The sequence below is a fragment of the Bradyrhizobium sp. USDA 4354 genome, assembly GCF_054060315.1.
This window is the reverse complement of the sequence record NZ_JBSSDC010000001.1, coordinates 6,915,230-6,933,907: the sequence shown is the minus strand read 5'-3', so window position 1 is coordinate 6,933,907 and position 18,678 is coordinate 6,915,230. Positions and strand designations below refer to the sequence as shown.

Here is an 18,678-nt window from a genome sequence, read left to right as displayed (position 1 = left end):
CGTGCGTTCAGATGGCGCTGAAGGGGAAATGCGATCCTCTTCGACGCGAACAGGAGAACCCCAATGGACTTTCAGCACTCCGCCCGTTCGCTGGAGCTGCAGGACCGCGTCCGCCAGTTCATGCGAGCGCATGTCGAGCCGGTCGAGGAGCTCTATTACGAGCAGGTCAAGCCGGAGGCCGCGCGCTACAAGACGCCTCCTGTGCTCCAGGACCTGAAGCGGCTGGCGCGGGAGCAGGGGCTCTGGAATTTGTTTCTCTCTGGCGAGCACGGTCCCGGCCTGACCAATCTCGAATACGCGCCGGTGAAGGAAATCATGGGCCGCATCCTCTGGGCGCCTGAAATCTTCAACTGCTCGGCGCCCGACGTCGGCAACATGGAGGTACTGGCAAATTACGGCACCAAGGCGCAGCAGGAGCGCTGGCTGACGCCGCTGCTGGAAGGGCGGATCCGCTCCGGCTTCTCGATGACGGAGCCGCAGGTCGCCTCCAGCGATGCCACCAACATCCAGTGCGAGATCAGGCGCGACGGCGGCGACTACGTCATCAACGGCCGCAAATGGTTCACCTCGGGCGCGATGAACGAGGATTGCGAGATCCTGATCGTGATGGGCAAGACCGCGCCCGACCATCCCGACCGTCACCGCCAGCAATCCATGATCCTGGTGCCCAAGAACACACCCGGCGTGCGCATCGTCCGCGACATGCTCACCTATGGCTACGACGATGCTCCGGTTGGTCATCCCGAGATCGTCTACGACAACGTCCGTGTGCCCGCCGAGAACATCCTGCTCGGCGAGGGCCGTGGCTTCGAGATCGCGCAGGGCCGGTTGGGGCCCGGCCGCATCCACCATTGCATGCGGTTGATCGGCTGTGCCCAGCGCGCGCTGGAATTGATGTGCCAGCGATCGGTCTCGCGCGTCGCCTTCGGCAAGCCGCTCGCCGAGCAGGGCTCGGTGCGCGAGGACATCGCGAACTCCTTCTGCGAGATCGCGCAGGCGCGCTTATTGACGCTCCAGGCCGCGGACAGGATGGACCGCGACGGCAACAAGGCCGCGCGCGACCTCATCGCCGCCGCGAAGATAGTGGTGCCCAGCATGGCCGCCCGCGTCATCGATCGCGCCATCCAGATCCACGGCGCCGCCGGCGTCTCGCAGGACACGTTCCTCGCGCGTGCCTACGTCTACGCCCGTTTCATCCGCATCGGCGACGGACCGGACCAGGTGCATCTGTCGGCGGTGGGGAAAGAGCTGATCCGGCGGGGCGGGGTGATGGGGTAGGGACTTCGGTGCGTGGATCAACGAGCATCTCGCCGACAAGCGATTCCTCATGGGAGACAAGTTTACGGTCGCTGACGTCTATCTATTCGCCTTGACAGGCCGGGGCCAAAAACTTTGGCTGAAGTCCTATCACAATGAGGCACCATATCCGCTGTCGGCGGACGGTTGCTGGGCCCATCATGGCCGCGAACTTCGACATCGCATGGAAGATTTGCAGTCAAGCCGCGGCGGTACACCGCTTCCGGTTCAAACACAGAGTTGCCTACGTGACGAGGCCCTTCATCGCTTCGACAGGTGTCAGTTAGGGTGACCGCTCAAAACAGCAGCAGCGCGTTGCCGCGTTTTTCGCGTTCGGGTCGTGGGAGGCTGTGGACGCCCTTCTCAGATTGAAAATGAGCTTGAGCGGCTGAGTGTTAGCCAGTTCATAATTCTCGTCGAGCCTGTCGGCGTAAGCTTTCTGGGACAACCGCTCGGGACGCAATGATGACACCCGATTGGCTCATTTTCCCTATGACTATCGCCTGTGTTTGCTTCTTGATCATTGTGAGTTTGATCGTCCTTGGCGCGTGGTAGGCGGCTCACAAAGAGCATCTTCAAATACTTCTGAATATTTGCCCCTGGACCGACGTGAACTCAAATAGTTCGGCAATTCGATCGGGTGCGGCATGGACTGTCCGAGTTGCGGCAGAGTCAATCCAGAGGGAAAAAAGGTGTGCGGCGATTGCGGCGCACCGTTACACTGCCGCTGCCCTGCTTGCGGCGCCGACAATCCGTCGAGCAAGAAATTCTGCGGCGACTGCGGTGCCGCGCTTATGGCGATGGTAGAGCCGCGAGTAACAGCTACGGCGGGCGAATCGACGCTAGCCGTGTCACGGGTCATGGAGCACTCGAGCTTATCATCCGCCCCGAGTTCCTCGGCCGAGCGTCGCCAGCTGACGGTGATGTTCTGTGACCTCGTCGGTTCGACGGCGCTTGCGACGAAGCTCGATCCGGAAGACTTAGGGGAGATAATCGCCCAATACCGCGATAGCGTGGCGGCGGTAGTCCGCAAGTACGGTGGCACCATCAGCCGCTACATCGGCGATGGCATGCTCATCCTGTTCGGCCATCCGTCAGCACATGAGGACGATGCCGAACGCGCGGTGCGCGCCGCGCTCGAGATCGCCGGGTCAAGCCACGCGCCGGCAGCCCCACCGGAATTCGAGCTGCGGGTCCGCCTGGGGCTCGCGACCGGTCTCGTTATCGTAGGCGACCTTATCGGCAACGAAGCCGCGGAGGCACAGGCGGTGCTTGGCGAGACGCCGAATCTGGCCGCTCGACTGCAAGCGCTCGCCGAGCCAGATGGAGTGGTCATCGCTGAGGACACGCGGCGGCTCATCGGCGGGCTCTTCGACTACGAGGATCTTGGCGCGGTGACGCTGAAGGGCTTCGCCGCGCCGGTGCAAATCTGGCGGGTGCTGCATGAGGGAACGGCGGAAAGCCGCTTCGAGGCGCTACACCCCTCAGTCCTCGCGCCACTGGTTGGACGTGAGGATGAACTAACGCGGCTGGAGAGGGGCTGGCTGAGTGCGCGGACGGGTTCCGGTCAGGTGCTGCTGCTCGTCGGCGAGGCAGGGATCGGCAAGTCGCGCCTCATCGCGGCTCTCCAGGAGCGTATCGAACGCGAGCCGCACACCTGCTTGCGCTATTTCTGCTCGCCGCATCATCAGGAAAGCGCGCTTTATCCCTTCATCGCACAACTCCAGCGAGCGGCTGGTTTCGATCGTGAGGACACCCCGAGGGCCAAGCTCGACAAGCTCCGAGTGCTGCTATCCCCGGGGTTGCCGTCCGATGAGGACGTGGCGATCCTGGCCGAGTTGCTGTCGATTCCGAACGGTGATCTGTACCTACCGAGTCCCCTTACGCCGCAACAAAAGAAGGAGAGGAGCCTCGCCGCTCTGGTTCGACAGCTTGAAGCTCTCGCGCGCCGACATCCAACTATGGTCGTGTTCGAGGACATGCAATGGATCGATCCGAGCTCGCGCGAGCTGCTAGGCCGGACGGTCGATCGTGTCGCAAGCCTACCGGTCTTGGTGCTGGTCACCTATCGTCCCGAGTTTCGATTGGTCTGGACCGGGAAGCCGCACGTCGGCTTGCTCGTGCTGAACCGGCTTGACCAGAGCGCGGGCGCCGCATTGATCCGGAGCGTGGCCGGCGCCCGGACGCTGCCGACCGAAATCGTCAATGAAATTGCTGAACGAACGGATGGCGTGCCGCTGTTCGTTGAGGAGTTGACCAAGGCAGTGCTCGAAACGAGCCCCGAGGGGATCGCGCGGGCCATCTCCTTCGCGCCGCTGCCCGGACTTGCCGTGCCGGCCACGCTGCATGCTTCGTTGATGGCGCGGCTCGACCGGATCGGTCCGATAGCAAAAGAGGTGGCGCAAATCGGCGCGGCCATTGGCCGCGAGTTCTCCTACGATCTGCTTACCTCGATCGCGCAACGGCGCGACAGCGAGTTGCGGGCGGCGCTCGACCGGCTGATCAGCGCCGGGCTCGTGTTTGGGAGTGGCGAACCGCCCGACGCCAATTTCCTGTTCAAACACGCGCTGGTGCAGGACGCAGCCTACGGCACGCTGCTGCGCGGCCAGCGCCGCGAGCTGCACGCGCGGATCGCTGGCGCGCTCGAGGAGAGGCTCGCTGGAGGCATGCAGGAGCAACCGGAGATCCTCGCCCACCATTGCGGGCATGCGGGTCTGATCGAGAAGGCGGTTTCCTACTGGCAGGAGGCCGGTGAGCGTTCCAAGGCTCGATCGGCAATGACAGAAGCGATCGGGCAGATGCGCAGGGCGCTCGATCTGCTATCCCGCCTGCCGGATACGTCCGGGCGCCAACGCACCGAAACTGAACTTCAACTCGCGCTCGGCGGTGCACTGATCGCCGCGCAGGGCCATGCGTCCGACGAGACCGGCAGGGCCTACGGCCGGGCGCGCCGCCTCTGCGAGTTATGCAACGACAAGTCGAACCTGCTCAAGGCGCTCTGGGGCGAGTTCGTCCACTATCACGTGCGTGGTGAAACGGACCGATCGCATCCCATCGCCGAGGCTCTGCTCGACTTGGCCGGACGACAGAACGACGCGGCGATTCTGGTCGCAGGACATCGGGCGGTCGGCGACAGCTGGCTTCATCGCGGGCAATTGGCTTTGGCGCGCGCCCATCTCGAGCGGGGGCTCGCCCTTTATGATTCCGCCCAGCAGCGCTCTCTGACGGCCCTGTTCGCAGAAAACGCCCGTGTCGCAATACTCTCGTTCTTGTCACTGACGCTCGGCCTGCTTGGTTTCGCCGATCAGGCGCGCGTGCAGGGCAGTGAAGCTCTGGCAGAGGCGCGCGATTCGTCCCACCCGATCAGCCTCGCATTCGCGCTGAGCGTCGCCTGCCGGTTGCATTTCGTACTCAACGATGCGGAAACGGTACGGCGCCGGGCTGAGGAGCTGATCACGCTTACCACCGAGCAGCGCTTCGCCTTCTTTCTCGCGATGGGAAGGGCATATCGGGGCTGGACGCTGGTCGAGGGCGGCGACGCCGAGGCTGGGATGGACTTACTGCGGCGTGGCATCGACGGATTCCTGGGGTCCGGTGCGGCATGGATTCTTCCATTCTATCTCGCCCAGCTCGCGACAGCGCACGCAAAAGCAGCGCGGTTTGACGACGGGCTGAGCCAGCTATCCGACGCCTTGGCATTAACCAAGAAATCGGGGGTGCGCTGGTTCGAGGCCGAACTGCACCGGTATCGAGGCGACTTGTTGCTGATTGCTCGCCCGGACGCCGAGGCCGAAGCGGAGTCCGAGTTTCGCCACGCCATCACGATTGCTCGCCAACAGGAGGCGAAACTTTGGGAACTTCGCTCTGCCCTCAGCCTAGCCCGACTTTGGCGCGACCAAAACAAGCGCGACGAAGCACGCCGTCTTCTGGCGCCGGTCTACGCTTGGTTCGATGAAGGCTTCGACGTGCGCGACCTGAGGGAAAGCAAGACGCTGCTGGATGAACTGGGCTTGTAAGCATGTGGTACTCACTAGGCGCGACAAGCGCGCCAAAGCGATCTCCGGTTTTGCTCAAGGCCGTCCAGCACGTCCGCCGGATTGCTCCAGGACGGCGATCCGGGCAATGCGCCATGATGACATCATGCCGCTGTTTTGCCCGACGAGTCAAATTGATTTCGCAAAATCCGCAATGAGTCGCGCGGGGGACTAACGCATTGATTCAGTTGCCCCCGTCTACTGTGCATGGGGTTGTTTTCGCATTTTTTGTCTTGAGCGGCCCCACAAGCTGGCTTCGCAGGCCACGTCCGCGCCGTCACGCCGCCCTCGCGGTCCGGCTGTCCACCGCCCCTGAGCGCAGGTTCTGGAAGAACTTCTCCACCTCCCGCGACAGCGTCTGCGCCGTCTCGGTCAGGCTGCTCGCCGCCGTGAGCACCGAGGCTGCCGCCGTATCGGTCTCGCCGATGGCATCGCGCAGCGAGGTGATGTTCGCCACGAGCGTCTCATTGCCCTGCGCGGCGCTTTGCGCGTTGGACGAGATCTCGCGCGTGGCCTGATCCTGCTGGCCGATGGCGCCGGCGATCGCCGAGGTGACCTCGTTGATCTCGCGCACGGCGCCGCCGATCTCGCGGACGGCGTCGACTGCGTTGCGGGTCGAGGCCTGGATCATCGCGACGTTCTCGCCGATCTCGGCGGTCGCCTTCGCGGTCTGGCCGGCGAGCGCCTTCACTTCATGGGCGACCACGGCAAAGCCGCGGCCGGCATCGCCGGCGCGCGCGGCTTCGATGGTGGCGTTGAGGGCGAGCAGATTGGTCTGCTCGGCGATCGCCTGGATCAGGTTGAGCACGCCGTCGATGCGCTGCGTGGCCGCAGCGAGGCTCTCGATCTCGGAGATGGACTTTTCGGTGCGCTGGCCGGTCTGCTCGACCGCACCGGCGCTCGACCGCACCTGGCGGCCGATCTCCACCACCGAGGCCGACAGCTCCTCGGCCGCGGCTGCGACCGCCGTGACGTTGTGCGAGGCCTGCTCGGTGGCGTTTGCCGCTGTGCCGGCACGGCTGCTCGCATCCGCAGTGACACGCGTGATGGTCTGCGCGGTCTCGCGCATGACCGACGCGTTGTCGCTGAGGCCGCGCATGATCGCGCCGATCGCCTCACGAAATTCTTCGACGGATCGTTCGATGTGACGGGCACGCTCCTCGCGCGCGGCGGCGTCTTGCGACACTTGCGAGGCAAGGTTGCGGTTGCGGGCCATGGCGTCCTGGAACACCCGGATCGCGCGGGCCAGCGCGCCGATCTCGTCGGCGCGGTCCGAGTGCGGCACCACGACATTTTCGGCGCCATCGGCGACCTGCTTGATGGTGGCGGTGATGGACGCGAGCGGCCGGGCGATCGAGCGGGCGATGATGACGATGCCGATCACGACGAGGGCCAGCGCCACGCCGCCGAGGCAGGTCAGCACGAATGACAGTTCGCGATTGGTCTCGGTCTGCTGCGCGATCTGCCTGGCGCGCTCGGCATAGACCTTGGACAGCGCCTCGAGATCCTTGTTCAGGGCGGAGCGCACGCTGCGATTGGCGTCGTTGTCGCCCCATTCGCGGCCCGCGGCTGCATTGATCTCGACGCCGCGGCGCACCAGCTCCTTGCGGAACTCGACGAACTGCTCGATGCGCTTCTTGAAGGTGGCAAACTGCTCGGCATCGTCGGCTTTGACGATCGTCTCCCAGCGCTTCACGACGTCGAGGATCTGGGCGTTGAACTTGAGCAGGCCATCGCCGTATTTCTTCACCACGGCCGGCTCGGTCGACATGTAGACGCCGCGCGATTCCATCACGACCGCATAGACCAGCGAGTTGACCCGTTCGACGTTTAGCGCAGCGGCATTCGCCGTCTCGATCGCGCTGGTCAGGTCGGCGCTGCGGCGGCTGTTGTAGTCGGACAGCATTGCGATCGCGGCCGTGAGCAGCGCGAACAGCGCGAAGATCGCGTAGAGCTTGGTGGCCAGCGTGAAACGGCCTGCCAGCTTGGTGGCATTCCCAGATCGGTCGGATGTCATGGTGGTCAGGGACCCGGAATGGCCTGAAGCGGCCGGTGAACGGAATTGTGTGGAATTGATGCAAAGCTTTGCAGGAGGAAGGTGGACGCGGCGTTAACGCGCCCGTTGGTTGCCTCCGTCGTTGGTCGAACGAAAGGTAAGTCATTTCAGCGTCTTGATCCGAAGGTTTAGTTTCAGGATAGTCCTGGAGTCGGCCGGTGGCCGAGGAACCCCGGAGAGGCCCTTGGTCTACCGCCACAGCATCGACGCCACGACCTACACCTTCCCTGATCTGCGCGACCTGCTCGCCAAGGCGACACCGCCGCGCTCCGGCGACCGGCTGGCCGGGGTCGCCGCCGACACCGCCGCGCAGACGATCGCGGCGCGGATGGCGCTCGCGGACGTCCCGCTCGGCCAGTTCCTGCAGGAAGCCGTCATTCCCTATGAGACCGATGAGGTCACCCGCCTTGTCTTCGACAGCCATGACGCCAAGTCCTTTGCGCCGGTGGCCTCGCTGACGGTCGGAGCTTTCCGCGACTGGCTGCTGTCGGACGCCGCAACGCCGGAGGCGTTGAAGAAGCTCGCGCCCGGCATCACGCCGGAAATGGCGGCCGCGGTGTCAAAGCTGATGCGCAACCAGGATCTGATTCTGGCGGCGCGGAAATGCGAGGTCACGACCGCCTTCCGCAACACCATCGGCTTGAGGGGGCGGATGAGCACGCGGCTGCAGCCCAACCATCCGTTCGACGATGCCAGGGGCATCACCGCCTCGATCCTGGACGGCATCCTGCTGGGCGCCGGCGATGCCTGCATCGGCATCAATCCTGCGAGCGACGATCCCGCCGTCATCGCGCAATTGCTGCGGCTGCTCGACGAGATCATCGCGCGGCTGAAGATCCCGACGCAAGGTTGCGTGCTGACCCATGTCACGACGACGCTGTCGCTGATCGGGCAGGGCGTTCCGGTCGACCTCGTGTTCCAGTCGGTCGCCGGCACGGAGGCCGCCAACCGCAGTTTCGGCATCGATCTCGCGCTTCTGAAAGAGGCGCAGCAGGCCGGGCTGTCGCTGGGGCGCGGCACGGTCGGGCAGAACGTGATGTATTTCGAGACCGGCCAGGGTTCGGCGCTCTCGGCGGGCGCCCATCACGGCGTCGACCAGCAGACCTGCGAGGCGCGCGCCTATGCGGTCGCCCGCGCCTTTGCTCCGCTCCTGGTCAACAGCGTGGTCGGCTTCATCGGTCCGGAATATCTCTATGACGGCAAGGAAATCATCCGGGCCGGGCTGGAGGATCATTTCTGCGGCAAGCTGCTCGGCCTGCCGCTCGGAATCGACATCTGCTACACCAACCATGCCGAGGCGGACCAGGACGACATGGACAATCTCCTGACGCTGCTCGCCGCCGCCGGCGTCACCTTCATCATGGGGGTCCCCGGCGCGGACGACGTCATGCTGAACTACCAGTCGACGTCATTTCACGACGCACTCTATGTTCGCGACGTCTTCGGTTTGCGCCGCGCGCCGGAATTCGACGACTGGCTGGTGGGCTCGGGCATAACAGGCGCCGATTTCCGTCTTGCCGGCGATGCAGGCCTGCTGCCGGATTTTGCCTCGCGGCTGATCGCGTGAGGCGGCGGCAGATGCCATAGGAAACCATCGGCGCCTCCCGGAATTATGCTTGTGCCACGATATTGAGAAATTCCGGCGACGGCATTACCCTATGTGTCTGGCTGGCAATTTCCGCACCATCGGTCGAGTGGCGGGGGAGCTTTGATGCGAGCTGAAAGTAACGGAACGTCCCGGCGGATTCTCTGCGTGTTTCCGCGCTATACCTCGTCCTTCGGCACGTTCGAGCATTCATATCCCCTGACCGATGGCGTCCGCGCCTTCATGCCGCCGCAGGGACTATTGCTGATCTCCGCCTATCTGCCGCAGGATTGGCAGGTCAAATTCGTCGATGAGAATCTGCGCCGCACGACGAAGGAGGAGTTCGAATGGGCGGAAGCCGTCTTCGTCAGCGGCATGCACATCCAGCGCCAGCAGATGAACGACATCTGCCGCCGCGCGCATGAATTCGATCTGCCGGTCGCGCTCGGTGGGCCGTCCGTCAGCGCCTGCCCGGATTACTATCCCTCGTTCGACTATCTGCATGTCGGAGAGCTCGGCGACGCCACCAACCAGCTGATCGAGATCCTGTCGCGCGATGCCTCGCGTCCCGCGGCTCAGGTGGTGTTGACCACCAAGGATCGCGTGCCGATGACGGAGTTTCCGATCCCGGCCTACGAACTCGCCGACGTGAAGAAGTACTTCCTCGGCAGCATCCAGTATTCCAGCGGCTGTCCCTATCAGTGCGAGTTCTGCGACATCCCCGGCCTCTACGGCCGCAATCCGCGCATCAAGACGCCGCAGCAAATCGTCGCCGAGCTCGACCGCCTGCGCGAATGCGGCATGACCGACACCGTCTATTTCGTCGACGACAATTTCATCGGCAACCGCAAAGCTGCGATGGACCTGCTGCCGCATCTGATCGAATGGCAGAAGAAGACCGGCTACGTGGCGCGGCTCGCCTGCGAGGCGACGCTCAACATCGCCAAGCGGCCCGAGATCCTCGAGAAGATGCGCGAGGCCTATTTCGTCACCATATTCTGCGGCATCGAGACGCCCGATCCCGACGCGCTGAAGGCGATGCACAAGGACCACAATATGATGGTCCCGATCCTGGAGGGCGTGCGCACCATCAACGCCTACGGCATGGAGGTGGTCTCGGGCATCATCATGGGGCTCGACACCGACAAGCCGAACACCTCGGAGGCGCTGCTCGCTTTCGTCGAGGAGTCCCGGATTCCGCTGCTCACCATCAACCTGCTCCAGGCGCTGCCGAAGACGCCGCTGTGGGACCGTCTGGAGCGCGAGGGACGCTTGGTCCACGACGACGGCCGCGATTCCAACGTCGACTTCCTGCTGCCTTACGACGAGGTCGTCGCGTCATGGAAGCATGCCATGGCGGTCGCTTACGCGCCCGAGAAGGTCTACGCGCGCTATCAGCATCAATGCGACCACGTCTATGCGAACCGCCTCAAGGTGCCGTTGCCACCGGAGATGAAGACTTGGCCCAACATCAAGCGCGGCCTCGTCATGCTGCGCAACATTTTCTGGAAGGTCGGCGTGCTTGGCGATTACAAGCGCGTGTTCTGGAAGTTCGCGCTGGGACGCATCAAGCGCGGCGATCTCGAGGGCTTGATCGGCTGCGCCACGATCGCGCATCACCTCATCACCTTCGCGCGCGCGGCCTCGAGCGGCAAGCAGAACGCCTCGAACTATTCGATCCGGCTGCGCGAGGCCGCCGTTCCCGCCGAATAATGCGACATGTCTGATCCGGCCCCGCCGCGCCGTCCGACGCTCGATTTGCGGGCGTTCACGCCCGCGCGCGTTGCACTGGGCCGCAGCGGCGCGAGCGTGCCGACGAAGGCGCTGCTTGATTTCACGCTGGACCACGCCCGCGCGCGCGATGCCGTGCATGCCGCCTTCGATACGCCGCGTCTGGTCGCCGATCTCGGCGCGCTTGGACTTGCCGTGACCGAAGTGAGGAGCCGGGCGGTCGATCGCAGCGACTATCTGCGGCGGCCGGATCTGGGACGACAGCTTGAGCCCGGCTCGGCGCAGCTTCTGGCACGAAGCGCCTCGGCGCCGTGCCAGCTCGCGGTTGTAATCGGAGACGGCCTGTCCGCGGCGGCGGTCCACAGCCATGCGGCGATGGTGGTGAGGCGCCTGTTGCCATTGCTTGCGGAAGGGGATGACGTCGCGATCGGCCATGTCGTTGTCGCCTCAGGCGCGCGCGTCGCGCTCGGCGACGAGATCGGTGCCATTCTCGGTGCGCGCATGGTCGTGATGCTGATCGGCGAACGGCCCGGCCTGTCCGCGCCCGACAGTCTCGGCGCCTATCTGACCTTCGCACCGAAGCCCGGCCGCACCGATGCCGAGCGCAATTGTGTCTCGAACATCCACCACGCCGGGTTGAGCCATGACGAGGCTGCCTTCAAGATCGCCTGGCTGGTCCGCGAGGCGTTGGCCCGGCAGATTAGCGGGGTGGCGCTGAAGGACGAGAGCGCGGACCGCGCGCCGCGCCAAATTGGCACATTCTCGCCTGGATGACCGGCATCCCCGGCCCAGATCGCCGCTTTCTTGATCGATTCGGCCACGCTTGGCCTGCTTGCGAAAAGACCTGTTGACCTGCTAAACCGCTGCCGGCGATTTTCCGCGCATTTTCAAAGGGCAAGCCTCCCATTGGTATGGCGTTTTCAAGCCGCTCGCGGAGCGCAATAAGCTCTCAAGACTGAGCCGATTTAGGAACTGGACAAGGCATGCTCGAAAAGCACAGCGAGAATGAGGTTCATGTCGACAAGGTCGAGCAGGGACCTGCGTCCTCCATTGCCTTCGGGCTGGAGCGTCTCGGGCTGATCGCCGTTCGGGCCCCGATCCTCTCCTGCATCGTCCTGCTCGCCCTGATCGTCGGCGCCGTGTTCGGCATCTACCGCATCAAGATCGACGATTCGCTGTCGCAGCTGTTCCGCTCCGACACACGCGAATTCCGCCAGTACGAAGAGGTGACCAAGAAGTTCCCTGCGGAGGAGTTCGACGTCCTGGTCGTGGTCGAGGGCAAGAATCTGCTGGCGCGGAACAACCTCGAGAAGCTGCGCGACTTCGTCACCGACCTGCAGCTGGTCGAAGGCACGCGCGGCCTGGTCTCGCTGTTCTCGGCGCGCCAGGCGCCGGCCCCCGGCAAGCTGCCGGCGGCCCTGTTCCCGGCCGAGCTGCCCGAGGGCGCGGCCTATGACAAGTTCATCGAGACCGTCAAGAACAACGAGATCATCCGCGGCAAGCTGCTGTCGGAGGACGGCACGCTGGCGCTGATCGTGCTGTCGCTCGATCCCGAAGTGGTCGGCTCCAACAAGCTGACCAAGACCGTCGGCGACATCCGCGGGCTGATGAAGGAGGATCTCGGCGACACCGGGCTCAACGTGCAGCTCTCCGGCGTGCCGGTGATGCAGCTCGAGATCCGCAATGCGGTCGAACGCGACGGGCTGACCTACAACATCCTCGGCATCCTCGCCGGCTGTGTCATCGCCATCATCTTCTTCCGCAAGATCTCGTTCATGATCGCGGCGGCATTCCCGCCGATGATCGCGATCCTGCTGGCGCTCGGCGCGCTCGGCTGGGCCAATTTCAACCTCAACATGTTCCTGAACGTGATGACGCCGCTCATCATGGTCATCAGCTTCTCGGACTCGATGCAGCTCACCTTCGCCGCGCGCGACCGGCTGATCGCAGGCCAGGACAAGTTCACCGCGTTCAAGAACGCGGTGCTGGTGGTCGGGCCGGCCTGCGTGCTGACACACGGCACCGCCGGCATTTCCTTCATCGCGCTGCAGTTCTCCGACTCAGACCTGATCCGCAAGTTCGGCGAGGCGGGCCTTGCCGCCACCATCATCGCGCTGGTTGCGGTGCTGTCGCTGGTGCCGGTGTTCGGCGTGCTGTTCGTGCGCAACGAGAAGGTTTTTGCGGTCAAGTTCCAGGGTGCCGATGCCGGTGTCCAGGCGCTGCGCAATTTCTGCTACTGGATCGCGGTGCGCATGGTCGGCCGTCCCGGCCTGTTCAGCCTGATCGCCGTGCTGTTCGTCGGCGGCCTCGGCGTCATCTACGCCAATCTGGAGCCGCGCTATCGGCTCGCCGACCAGGTGCCGGACAAGCGCCAGGCGGTTGCCGCCAGCGACCGGTTAGATGCCAAGCTGACCGGCGCCAATCCAGTCAACGTGCTGATCGCGTTCCCCAAGGGGGAATCGCTGTATTCGCCGGAGACGCTCCAGACCATCGCCGAGGTGCACGCGACGGTGGAGAAGGCCGCCGGTGTGGGCAACGTGTGGTCGCTGGAGACGCTGCGTCGCTGGCTGGCGGAAAAGGCCGGCAGCGCCGACGTCGCGACGCTGAAGGAATATGTCAGCGTCATCCCCGAGCATCTGGTGCGGCGGTTCATCGACGCCGAGCAGGACGCGGTCGTCGTCGCCGGCCGCGTGCCGGACAAGGATTCCAGCCAGCTCCTGCCGATCGTGGACAAGCTCGACACCGAGCTCGACGCCGTCCGCAAGAAGCATCCCGGCTACGAGATCGCGGTGACCGGTCTTGCCGCTATCGCCGCACGCAACTCGGCCAACATGATCGAGAAGTTGAACCACGGCCTCACCATCGAATTCGCGCTGGTCGCGATCTTCATCGGCCTCGCCTTCCGCTCCTGGGTCGTGATGTTCGCCTGCATCCTGCCGGGCATCTTCCCGGTGGTGATGTCGGGAACGGTGCTGTGGGCGATGGGCGAGGGGCTGCAATTCGCCAGCGTCGTTGCGCTCACCGTCTCGTTCGGTCTGGGCTTGAGCGCCACCATCCACTTCCTCAACCGCCTGAGACTGGAGAGCAAGCCGGGCGTCGGCTCGGGGCTCGCCGTGGAGCGGGCGACCGTGCTGGTCGGACCGGCGCTGATCCTGACCACGGTGGTGCTGGCCTGCGGCCTCGTCGTCACCGTGTTCTCCGACCTGCCGTCGCTGCGGCTGTTCGGCTGGCTCAGCGCCTTCTCGATGGTCATGGCCCTCGTCGCCGACCTCTTCATCCTGCGGCCGACGGCGATGTGGCTGATCAATCTGCACGCGAAGCTGCAAGGCGCGGACAAGCCGGCGATCTGAGCCGCATCGTGGAGTTTTGGCGCGCGCACGCAAGGAGGTGCGCGCAGGGAGCGCTACAGCAAAAAGCCCCCGGCTCGCGAGAGCCGAGGGCTTTGTTGTTCTTGAGCTGAAAGGCCCTAAAGCATGATCCGGAAAAGTGCGAAGCGGTTTTCCGGAAAGATCATGCGTAATCAACAACCTAAAGCGCGATGACGATTCATCCAAATCTCATCGCGCTTTAGCCCTTCGTCATCGTGATGTTGACGCCGCGGATCTCGCCTTTGGAGGAGATCTGCACGGTCTGCTTGGTGCCGTTGGTGCGCAGCGACAGATTCGCGGCAAAGCCGTTGGCCTCGACGAACACCTCGATCTGGCCGCCGCCGGCGGTGCCCTGGAGATTGCCGAAGATGTTGCGGCTGGATTCGCTCCAATTGCCGGAGATGCGGTCGCCCTGGCTCGTCACGTCGCTGGTGAGGTCGAACTTGTAGCTGTCGGAGGCGCAGTGCAGGGCCTGCTTGAGGTTGAGACCGCTGCCGGCGACCTTGTAGTCTGCCTTGCAGCGGATGCGCTCGGTGGATCCGTCGGACAGCGAGACCGTGCCGGTGCCGGTCCACGCGCCGTCGAAGCCGGCAAACGGTCCGGACGACTGTGCGTGGCTCGCCGAAACCGAGAAGAGCAGCGCAGCGCCAACGCCGGCCGCAGTGATTGCCAGTCCAGATCGCCCAAAGAATTTCATCGCAAATATCCCGTTTTGGAACGACGTCCGCTGAGGATTAGGACGTCTCGCCACATCGAAGGTTTAGTGTTCCGAGCCTGTGTCAGGTTCAACGCGCCAGGACCAGAGATGGCGGTTCACCGGGCGCCGGCGAGGGGCCCCAACCATGCGATTGGCCGTGTTTCGGCGTGTTTCTGGCTGACACGGCGAGGCGGAGAGATGCAGCTCTGCAACAGCCGTGCAGTAAAATACGGGCTTTCTGAATTATGACGTAGTATCAATCTCTTACATCTGCCAATGAAGGCGCAGGGAAGACCTGATTTGGTGGGCGTGGCGCCAATTTGGCCGCATTTGCCAGTGCTTGTGCCTTCTCTGAGGCCGCTACCCCGCGGCGACTTGCCATCAGAACAATCCGTTCCGGTCGTCCGCCCTGTGCAGTCCGGGATCGGTGCGATTCTGCCGTCAGAATGAAGGAATACTATGCGTAAGCTTCTCGTCGCTCTCACCCTGCTGTCGGCATCCCTTTCGACGGCTGCACTCGCCCAGCAAGGGCGCGGCACGGAGGCCGAGCAGAAGGCCTGCACCCGCGATGTGCAGAAGTTCTGCCGTCCGGTCATCGATCAGGGCGATTTCACCATCCTGGCCTGCCTGAAGGAGAACCGGACCAAGATCTCGCAGGCCTGCGACCAGGTGCTGAAGAACCACAACCAGTAAGCTCGGCCGCTGGCCCACACGAAGGCGGCCCCGGGGCCGCCTTTTCGGGCGCGATCCGCGGAGGGCAGCCATCGAGCGACAGGATTGGTTTTGCGGCCGTATTCCCCTATATGGGGGCCGCGGCGGCGTCGCCGGCATGAGCCCGCGCGAGCGAAAAAGCCTTCCTGTTCAAACGATTGTAAACTAACCCTCGATGACCTCTGCGAGCGAATTGCGATCCGGCAAGGGTGACCGCGACGAGAATTTTCCCGTCGCGTCCTGGATCATTCATCCGCGTCATCGCGCCCTGATCCTGGCCTATTACAATTTCGTCCGCACCGCCGACGACATTGCCGATCACGCCACGCTGCCGCCCGACCAGAAGCTCGCTTATCTCGACCTGCTCGAGGCGGAACTGCTCGGCAAGAGTGACACCCAGCCTGAGGCCGTCAGCTTGCGCCGCGCGCTGGCCGAGCGCGGCATGCCGCCGCGCCACGCGCTCGACGTGCTGATCGCGTTTCGCATGGACGTGACTAAGCTGCGCTACGAGACCTGGGACGAGGTCATCCACTATTGCCGCTATTCGGCGATGCCGGTCGGCCGCTTCATGCTCGACGTTCACGGCGAGAGCACCTCGACCTGGGCTGCGTCGGACGCGCTCTGCGCAGGCCTGCAGATCAACAATCACCTGCAGGATTGCGGCAAGGACTTCCGCGAGCTCAACCGTGTCTATCTGCCGCGCGACGCGCTGGCCGCAAGCGGCGCCTCGGTCGAGCAGCTTGGCCTCGCCCAATCGCCGCCCGCGATGCTGGCCTGCCTGCAGGAGCTCGCCGCGCGCAACGAGGCGCTGCTCGACCAGGGCAGGTCGTTAGCTGCGGAAATCCGGGATCTCCGCCTCGGCGTCGACGTTTCCGTCATCCAGGCCTATGCCGACCGCATCGTGCGCCTGCTCAAGGTGCGCGATCCGCTGCGTGAGCGTGTGCACCTGAACAAGTTTGAGCTGCAGCTCGCCTTCAGCCTCGCCGGGATGATCGGCGAAGTCGGCCGCCGCGCGATCGGTCGCAAGGCCATTTCCAGACCGGGGACTGCACATGACGCTTGAGGCGACCACGCCCGGCGCCAGTTACGGCTCGACCGCATCCGGCAGCTCGTTCTATGCCGCGATGCGCATCCTGCCGCGTGACCAGCGCGAAGCGATGTTCCAGATCTACAGCTTCTGCCGCCAGGTCGACGACATCGCCGATTCCGACGGGCCGCGCGAGGAGCGGCTCGCCGCACTTCAGGTATGGCGCAACGACATCGACGCGCTCTATCAGGGCCATCCGCCGCCGCGGCTGAAGGACTACGTCGCCTCGGTGAAGACCTTCGGCCTCAAGCGCGAGGATTTCCTCGCCATCGTCGACGGCATGGAGATGGACGTGCCGCAGGACATCCGCGCGCCCGACATGGCGACGCTGGATCTGTATTGCGATCGCGTCGCCAGCGCGGTGGGGCGACTGTCGGTGCGGGTGTTCGGCATGCCCGAGGAAGACGGCATCCTGCTCGCGCACCATCTCGGCCGCGCGCTGCAGCTCACCAACATCCTGCGCGACATCGACGAGGACGCAGGCCTCGGCCGGCTCTATCTGCCGCGCGAGGCGCTGCTGCATGCCGGCATCACCTCCAATGATCCGAACCGCGTGATCGCCGAGCGCGCGCTGCCGAAAGTCTGCCTGCCACTGGCGCAGCGTGCCAAGGTGCATTTCGAGAAGTCGGACGAGATCATGAACCGCAACAAGCGCCGCGCCGTGCGTGCGCCGCGGATCATGTCGAAATACTATCATTCCATTCTGGACCTCCTGATCGCGCGCGGCTTCACCGCGCCGCGCGAGCCGGTGCGTGTGTCGAGGATCACACGCATCCTGATCCTGCTCCGTTACGCTTTCATCTGATGCAAAACACAGCTCACATCATCGGCGCTGGAATTTCCGGCCTCTCCGCCGCCGTGCGGCTCGCCAATGCCGGCTTCGAGGTCGCCGTGCACGAGGCGACGCACCAGGCCGGCGGCCGCTGCCGGTCCTATTTCGACGGCGCCACCAATCTCACCATCGATAACGGCAATCATTTGCTGCTGTCGGGCAACAGCCATGCGCGTGCCTATGCGCGCGCGATCGGCACCGAGGCGGGCCTGGTCGGTCCTGAGCGGGCGCAGTTTCCGTTCGTCGATATCAAGACCGGGCAGCGCTGGCAGATCGATCTCGGCGATGGCCGATGGCCGACCTGGGTGCTCGACGAAGGCCGCCGCGTGCCCGACACCGGCCTCACCGATTATCTCAAGCTGGCGCCGCTGATCTGGGCGTCGGAGGAGACGCTGGTCGGCAAGTCCATTCCGACCGAAGGCATCCTCTATCAGCGCCTGGTGCAGCCGCTGCTGCTCGCCGCGCTCAACGTCGATCCGCCCGAGGGCTCGGCCGGGCTCGCCGGCGCGATCGTGCGCGAGACGCTGCTCGCCGGCGGGCAGGCCTGCCGTCCGCTGATCGCGCGCGATGGTCTCAGTGCCGTGCTGATCGAGCCCGCCGTGAAATTCCTGCAGGAGCGTGGCCACACCGTTCAGCTCGGCCACGAGCTGCGTTCGTTCGTCAGCACCGACGGCAAGGTGACCGCGCTGAATTTCGGCGGCGAAGACGTGATCCAGCTCGGTGCAGGTGACGTCATCGTGATGGCAGTGCCGCCCCGCGCGGCCTCGAGCCTGCTGCCGGGCCTGAAGACGCCGACCGAATTCCGCGCCATCGTGAATGCGCATTTCCGGTTCGAGCCGCCGCCGGGCTCGGCGCCGATCCTCGGCGTGATCGGCGGCGTCGTGGAATGGCTGTTCGCGTTCCCGAACCGGCTCTCGGTGACCATCAGCAACGGCGACCGTCTCGTCGACATGCCGCGCGAGGAACTCGCGCAGGCGATCTGGAACGACGTCTGCAAGGCAGGCGGTGTCTCCGGCGAGCTGCCGCCGCCGTTGCCCCCTTGGCAGATCGTGCGCGAGCGCCGTGCCACATTTGCGGCGACGCCTGCCCAGAATGCCCTGCGCCCAGGGCCGGTCACTGCGCTGAAAAATCTGTTCCTCGCCGGCGACTGGACTGCTACGGGATTACCGGCAACCATCGAGGGATCGGTCCGGTCGGGTGACCGCGCCGCCGATCTGGTTCTGGCCGCCAAGGGGTTCAAAAAGGGATCCTGAGGAGCGGCCCTGACGGGCAAATGTCCCG

At 64.5% G+C, this 18,678-nt stretch carries 13 protein-coding genes and 1 pseudogene; 12 read left to right on the top strand and 2 right to left on the bottom strand.

Going from position 1 to position 18,678, the window contains the following annotated elements:
- Positions 1-63: 63 nt before the first annotated feature.
- The 4 genes and pseudogenes from ACVIIV_RS32280 to ACVIIV_RS32265 all read left to right on the top strand — a co-directional run bounded on the left by ACVIIV_RS32280 (position 64) and on the right by ACVIIV_RS32265 (position 5,312).
- Positions 64-1,278, top strand: a complete 1,215-nt coding sequence (locus tag ACVIIV_RS32280) for an acyl-CoA dehydrogenase family protein (RefSeq protein WP_456747788.1) — start codon at positions 64-66, stop codon at positions 1,276-1,278.
- A 16-nt stretch (positions 1,279-1,294) separates the two neighbouring features.
- Positions 1,295-1,588: a glutathione binding-like protein gene (locus tag ACVIIV_RS32275; RefSeq protein WP_456748880.1), complete on the top strand. Its 294-nt coding sequence runs from the start codon at positions 1,295-1,297 to the stop codon at positions 1,586-1,588.
- 355 nt (positions 1,589-1,943) lie between these two features.
- Positions 1,944-2,069 (top strand): annotated as a pseudogene (locus tag ACVIIV_RS32270) (double zinc ribbon domain-containing protein); the annotation flags it as partial.
- 75 nt (positions 2,070-2,144) lie between these two features.
- Positions 2,145-5,312 carry an ATP-binding protein gene (locus ACVIIV_RS32265; RefSeq protein ID WP_456748879.1) on the top strand — a complete coding sequence of 1,056 codons (3,168 nt, stop codon included), beginning with the start codon at positions 2,145-2,147 and terminating at the stop codon, positions 5,310-5,312.
- A 295-nt stretch (positions 5,313-5,607) separates the two neighbouring features.
- On the opposite strand, the gene ACVIIV_RS32260 is transcribed toward ACVIIV_RS32265, so the two are convergent.
- The gene (locus ACVIIV_RS32260; RefSeq protein WP_456747787.1) at positions 5,608-7,347 is read right to left on the bottom strand and encodes a methyl-accepting chemotaxis protein; all 1,740 of its coding nucleotides are present in this window, start codon (positions 7,345-7,347) and stop codon (positions 5,608-5,610) included.
- A 223-nt stretch (positions 7,348-7,570) separates the two neighbouring features.
- Here ACVIIV_RS32260 and ACVIIV_RS32255 point away from each other — a divergent pair, with 223 nt between their 5' ends.
- From ACVIIV_RS32255 to ACVIIV_RS32240, 4 genes are all read left to right on the top strand, one after another.
- Complete coding sequence (locus ACVIIV_RS32255) at positions 7,571-8,953, top strand: ethanolamine ammonia-lyase subunit EutB (RefSeq protein WP_456747786.1); 1,383 nt, start codon at positions 7,571-7,573, stop codon at positions 8,951-8,953.
- 144 nt (positions 8,954-9,097) lie between these two features.
- Positions 9,098-10,684 (top strand): B12-binding domain-containing radical SAM protein, encoded by a 1,587-nt coding sequence (locus ACVIIV_RS32250; protein ID WP_456747785.1) that lies wholly within the window; start codon positions 9,098-9,100, stop codon positions 10,682-10,684.
- A 6-nt stretch (positions 10,685-10,690) separates the two neighbouring features.
- Positions 10,691-11,476 carry an ethanolamine ammonia-lyase subunit EutC gene (gene eutC / locus ACVIIV_RS32245; RefSeq protein ID WP_456747784.1) on the top strand — a complete coding sequence of 262 codons (786 nt, stop codon included), beginning with the start codon at positions 10,691-10,693 and terminating at the stop codon, positions 11,474-11,476.
- A gap of 209 nt (positions 11,477-11,685) precedes the next feature.
- The gene (locus ACVIIV_RS32240) at positions 11,686-14,052 is read left to right on the top strand and encodes an efflux RND transporter permease subunit (protein ID WP_456747783.1); all 2,367 of its coding nucleotides are present in this window, start codon (positions 11,686-11,688) and stop codon (positions 14,050-14,052) included.
- 217 nt (positions 14,053-14,269) lie between these two features.
- On the opposite strand, the gene ACVIIV_RS32235 is transcribed toward ACVIIV_RS32240, so the two are convergent.
- Positions 14,270-14,767 carry a hypothetical protein gene (locus ACVIIV_RS32235; RefSeq protein WP_456747782.1) on the bottom strand — a complete coding sequence of 166 codons (498 nt, stop codon included), beginning with the start codon at positions 14,765-14,767 and terminating at the stop codon, positions 14,270-14,272.
- Positions 14,768-15,226: 459 nt separating this feature from the next.
- Here ACVIIV_RS32235 and ACVIIV_RS32230 point away from each other — a divergent pair, with 459 nt between their 5' ends.
- The 4 genes from ACVIIV_RS32230 to hpnE all read left to right on the top strand — a co-directional run bounded on the left by ACVIIV_RS32230 (position 15,227) and on the right by hpnE (position 18,650).
- Positions 15,227-15,460, top strand: a complete 234-nt coding sequence (locus ACVIIV_RS32230) for a hypothetical protein (RefSeq protein ID WP_456747781.1) — start codon at positions 15,227-15,229, stop codon at positions 15,458-15,460.
- A 193-nt stretch (positions 15,461-15,653) separates the two neighbouring features.
- Entirely contained in the window at positions 15,654-16,541 is an 888-nt protein-coding gene (gene hpnC, locus ACVIIV_RS32225) for a squalene synthase HpnC (protein WP_456747780.1), read from the top strand.
- The gene (hpnD, locus tag ACVIIV_RS32220) at positions 16,531-17,370 is read left to right on the top strand and encodes a presqualene diphosphate synthase HpnD (protein ID WP_456747779.1); all 840 of its coding nucleotides are present in this window, start codon (positions 16,531-16,533) and stop codon (positions 17,368-17,370) included. The genes hpnC and hpnD overlap by 11 nt, the downstream gene beginning before the upstream one ends.
- Positions 17,370-18,650 carry a hydroxysqualene dehydroxylase HpnE gene (gene hpnE / locus ACVIIV_RS32215; RefSeq protein WP_456747778.1) on the top strand — a complete coding sequence of 427 codons (1,281 nt, stop codon included), beginning with the start codon at positions 17,370-17,372 and terminating at the stop codon, positions 18,648-18,650. The genes hpnD and hpnE overlap by 1 nt, the downstream gene beginning before the upstream one ends.
- Positions 18,651-18,678 lie beyond the last annotated feature (28 nt).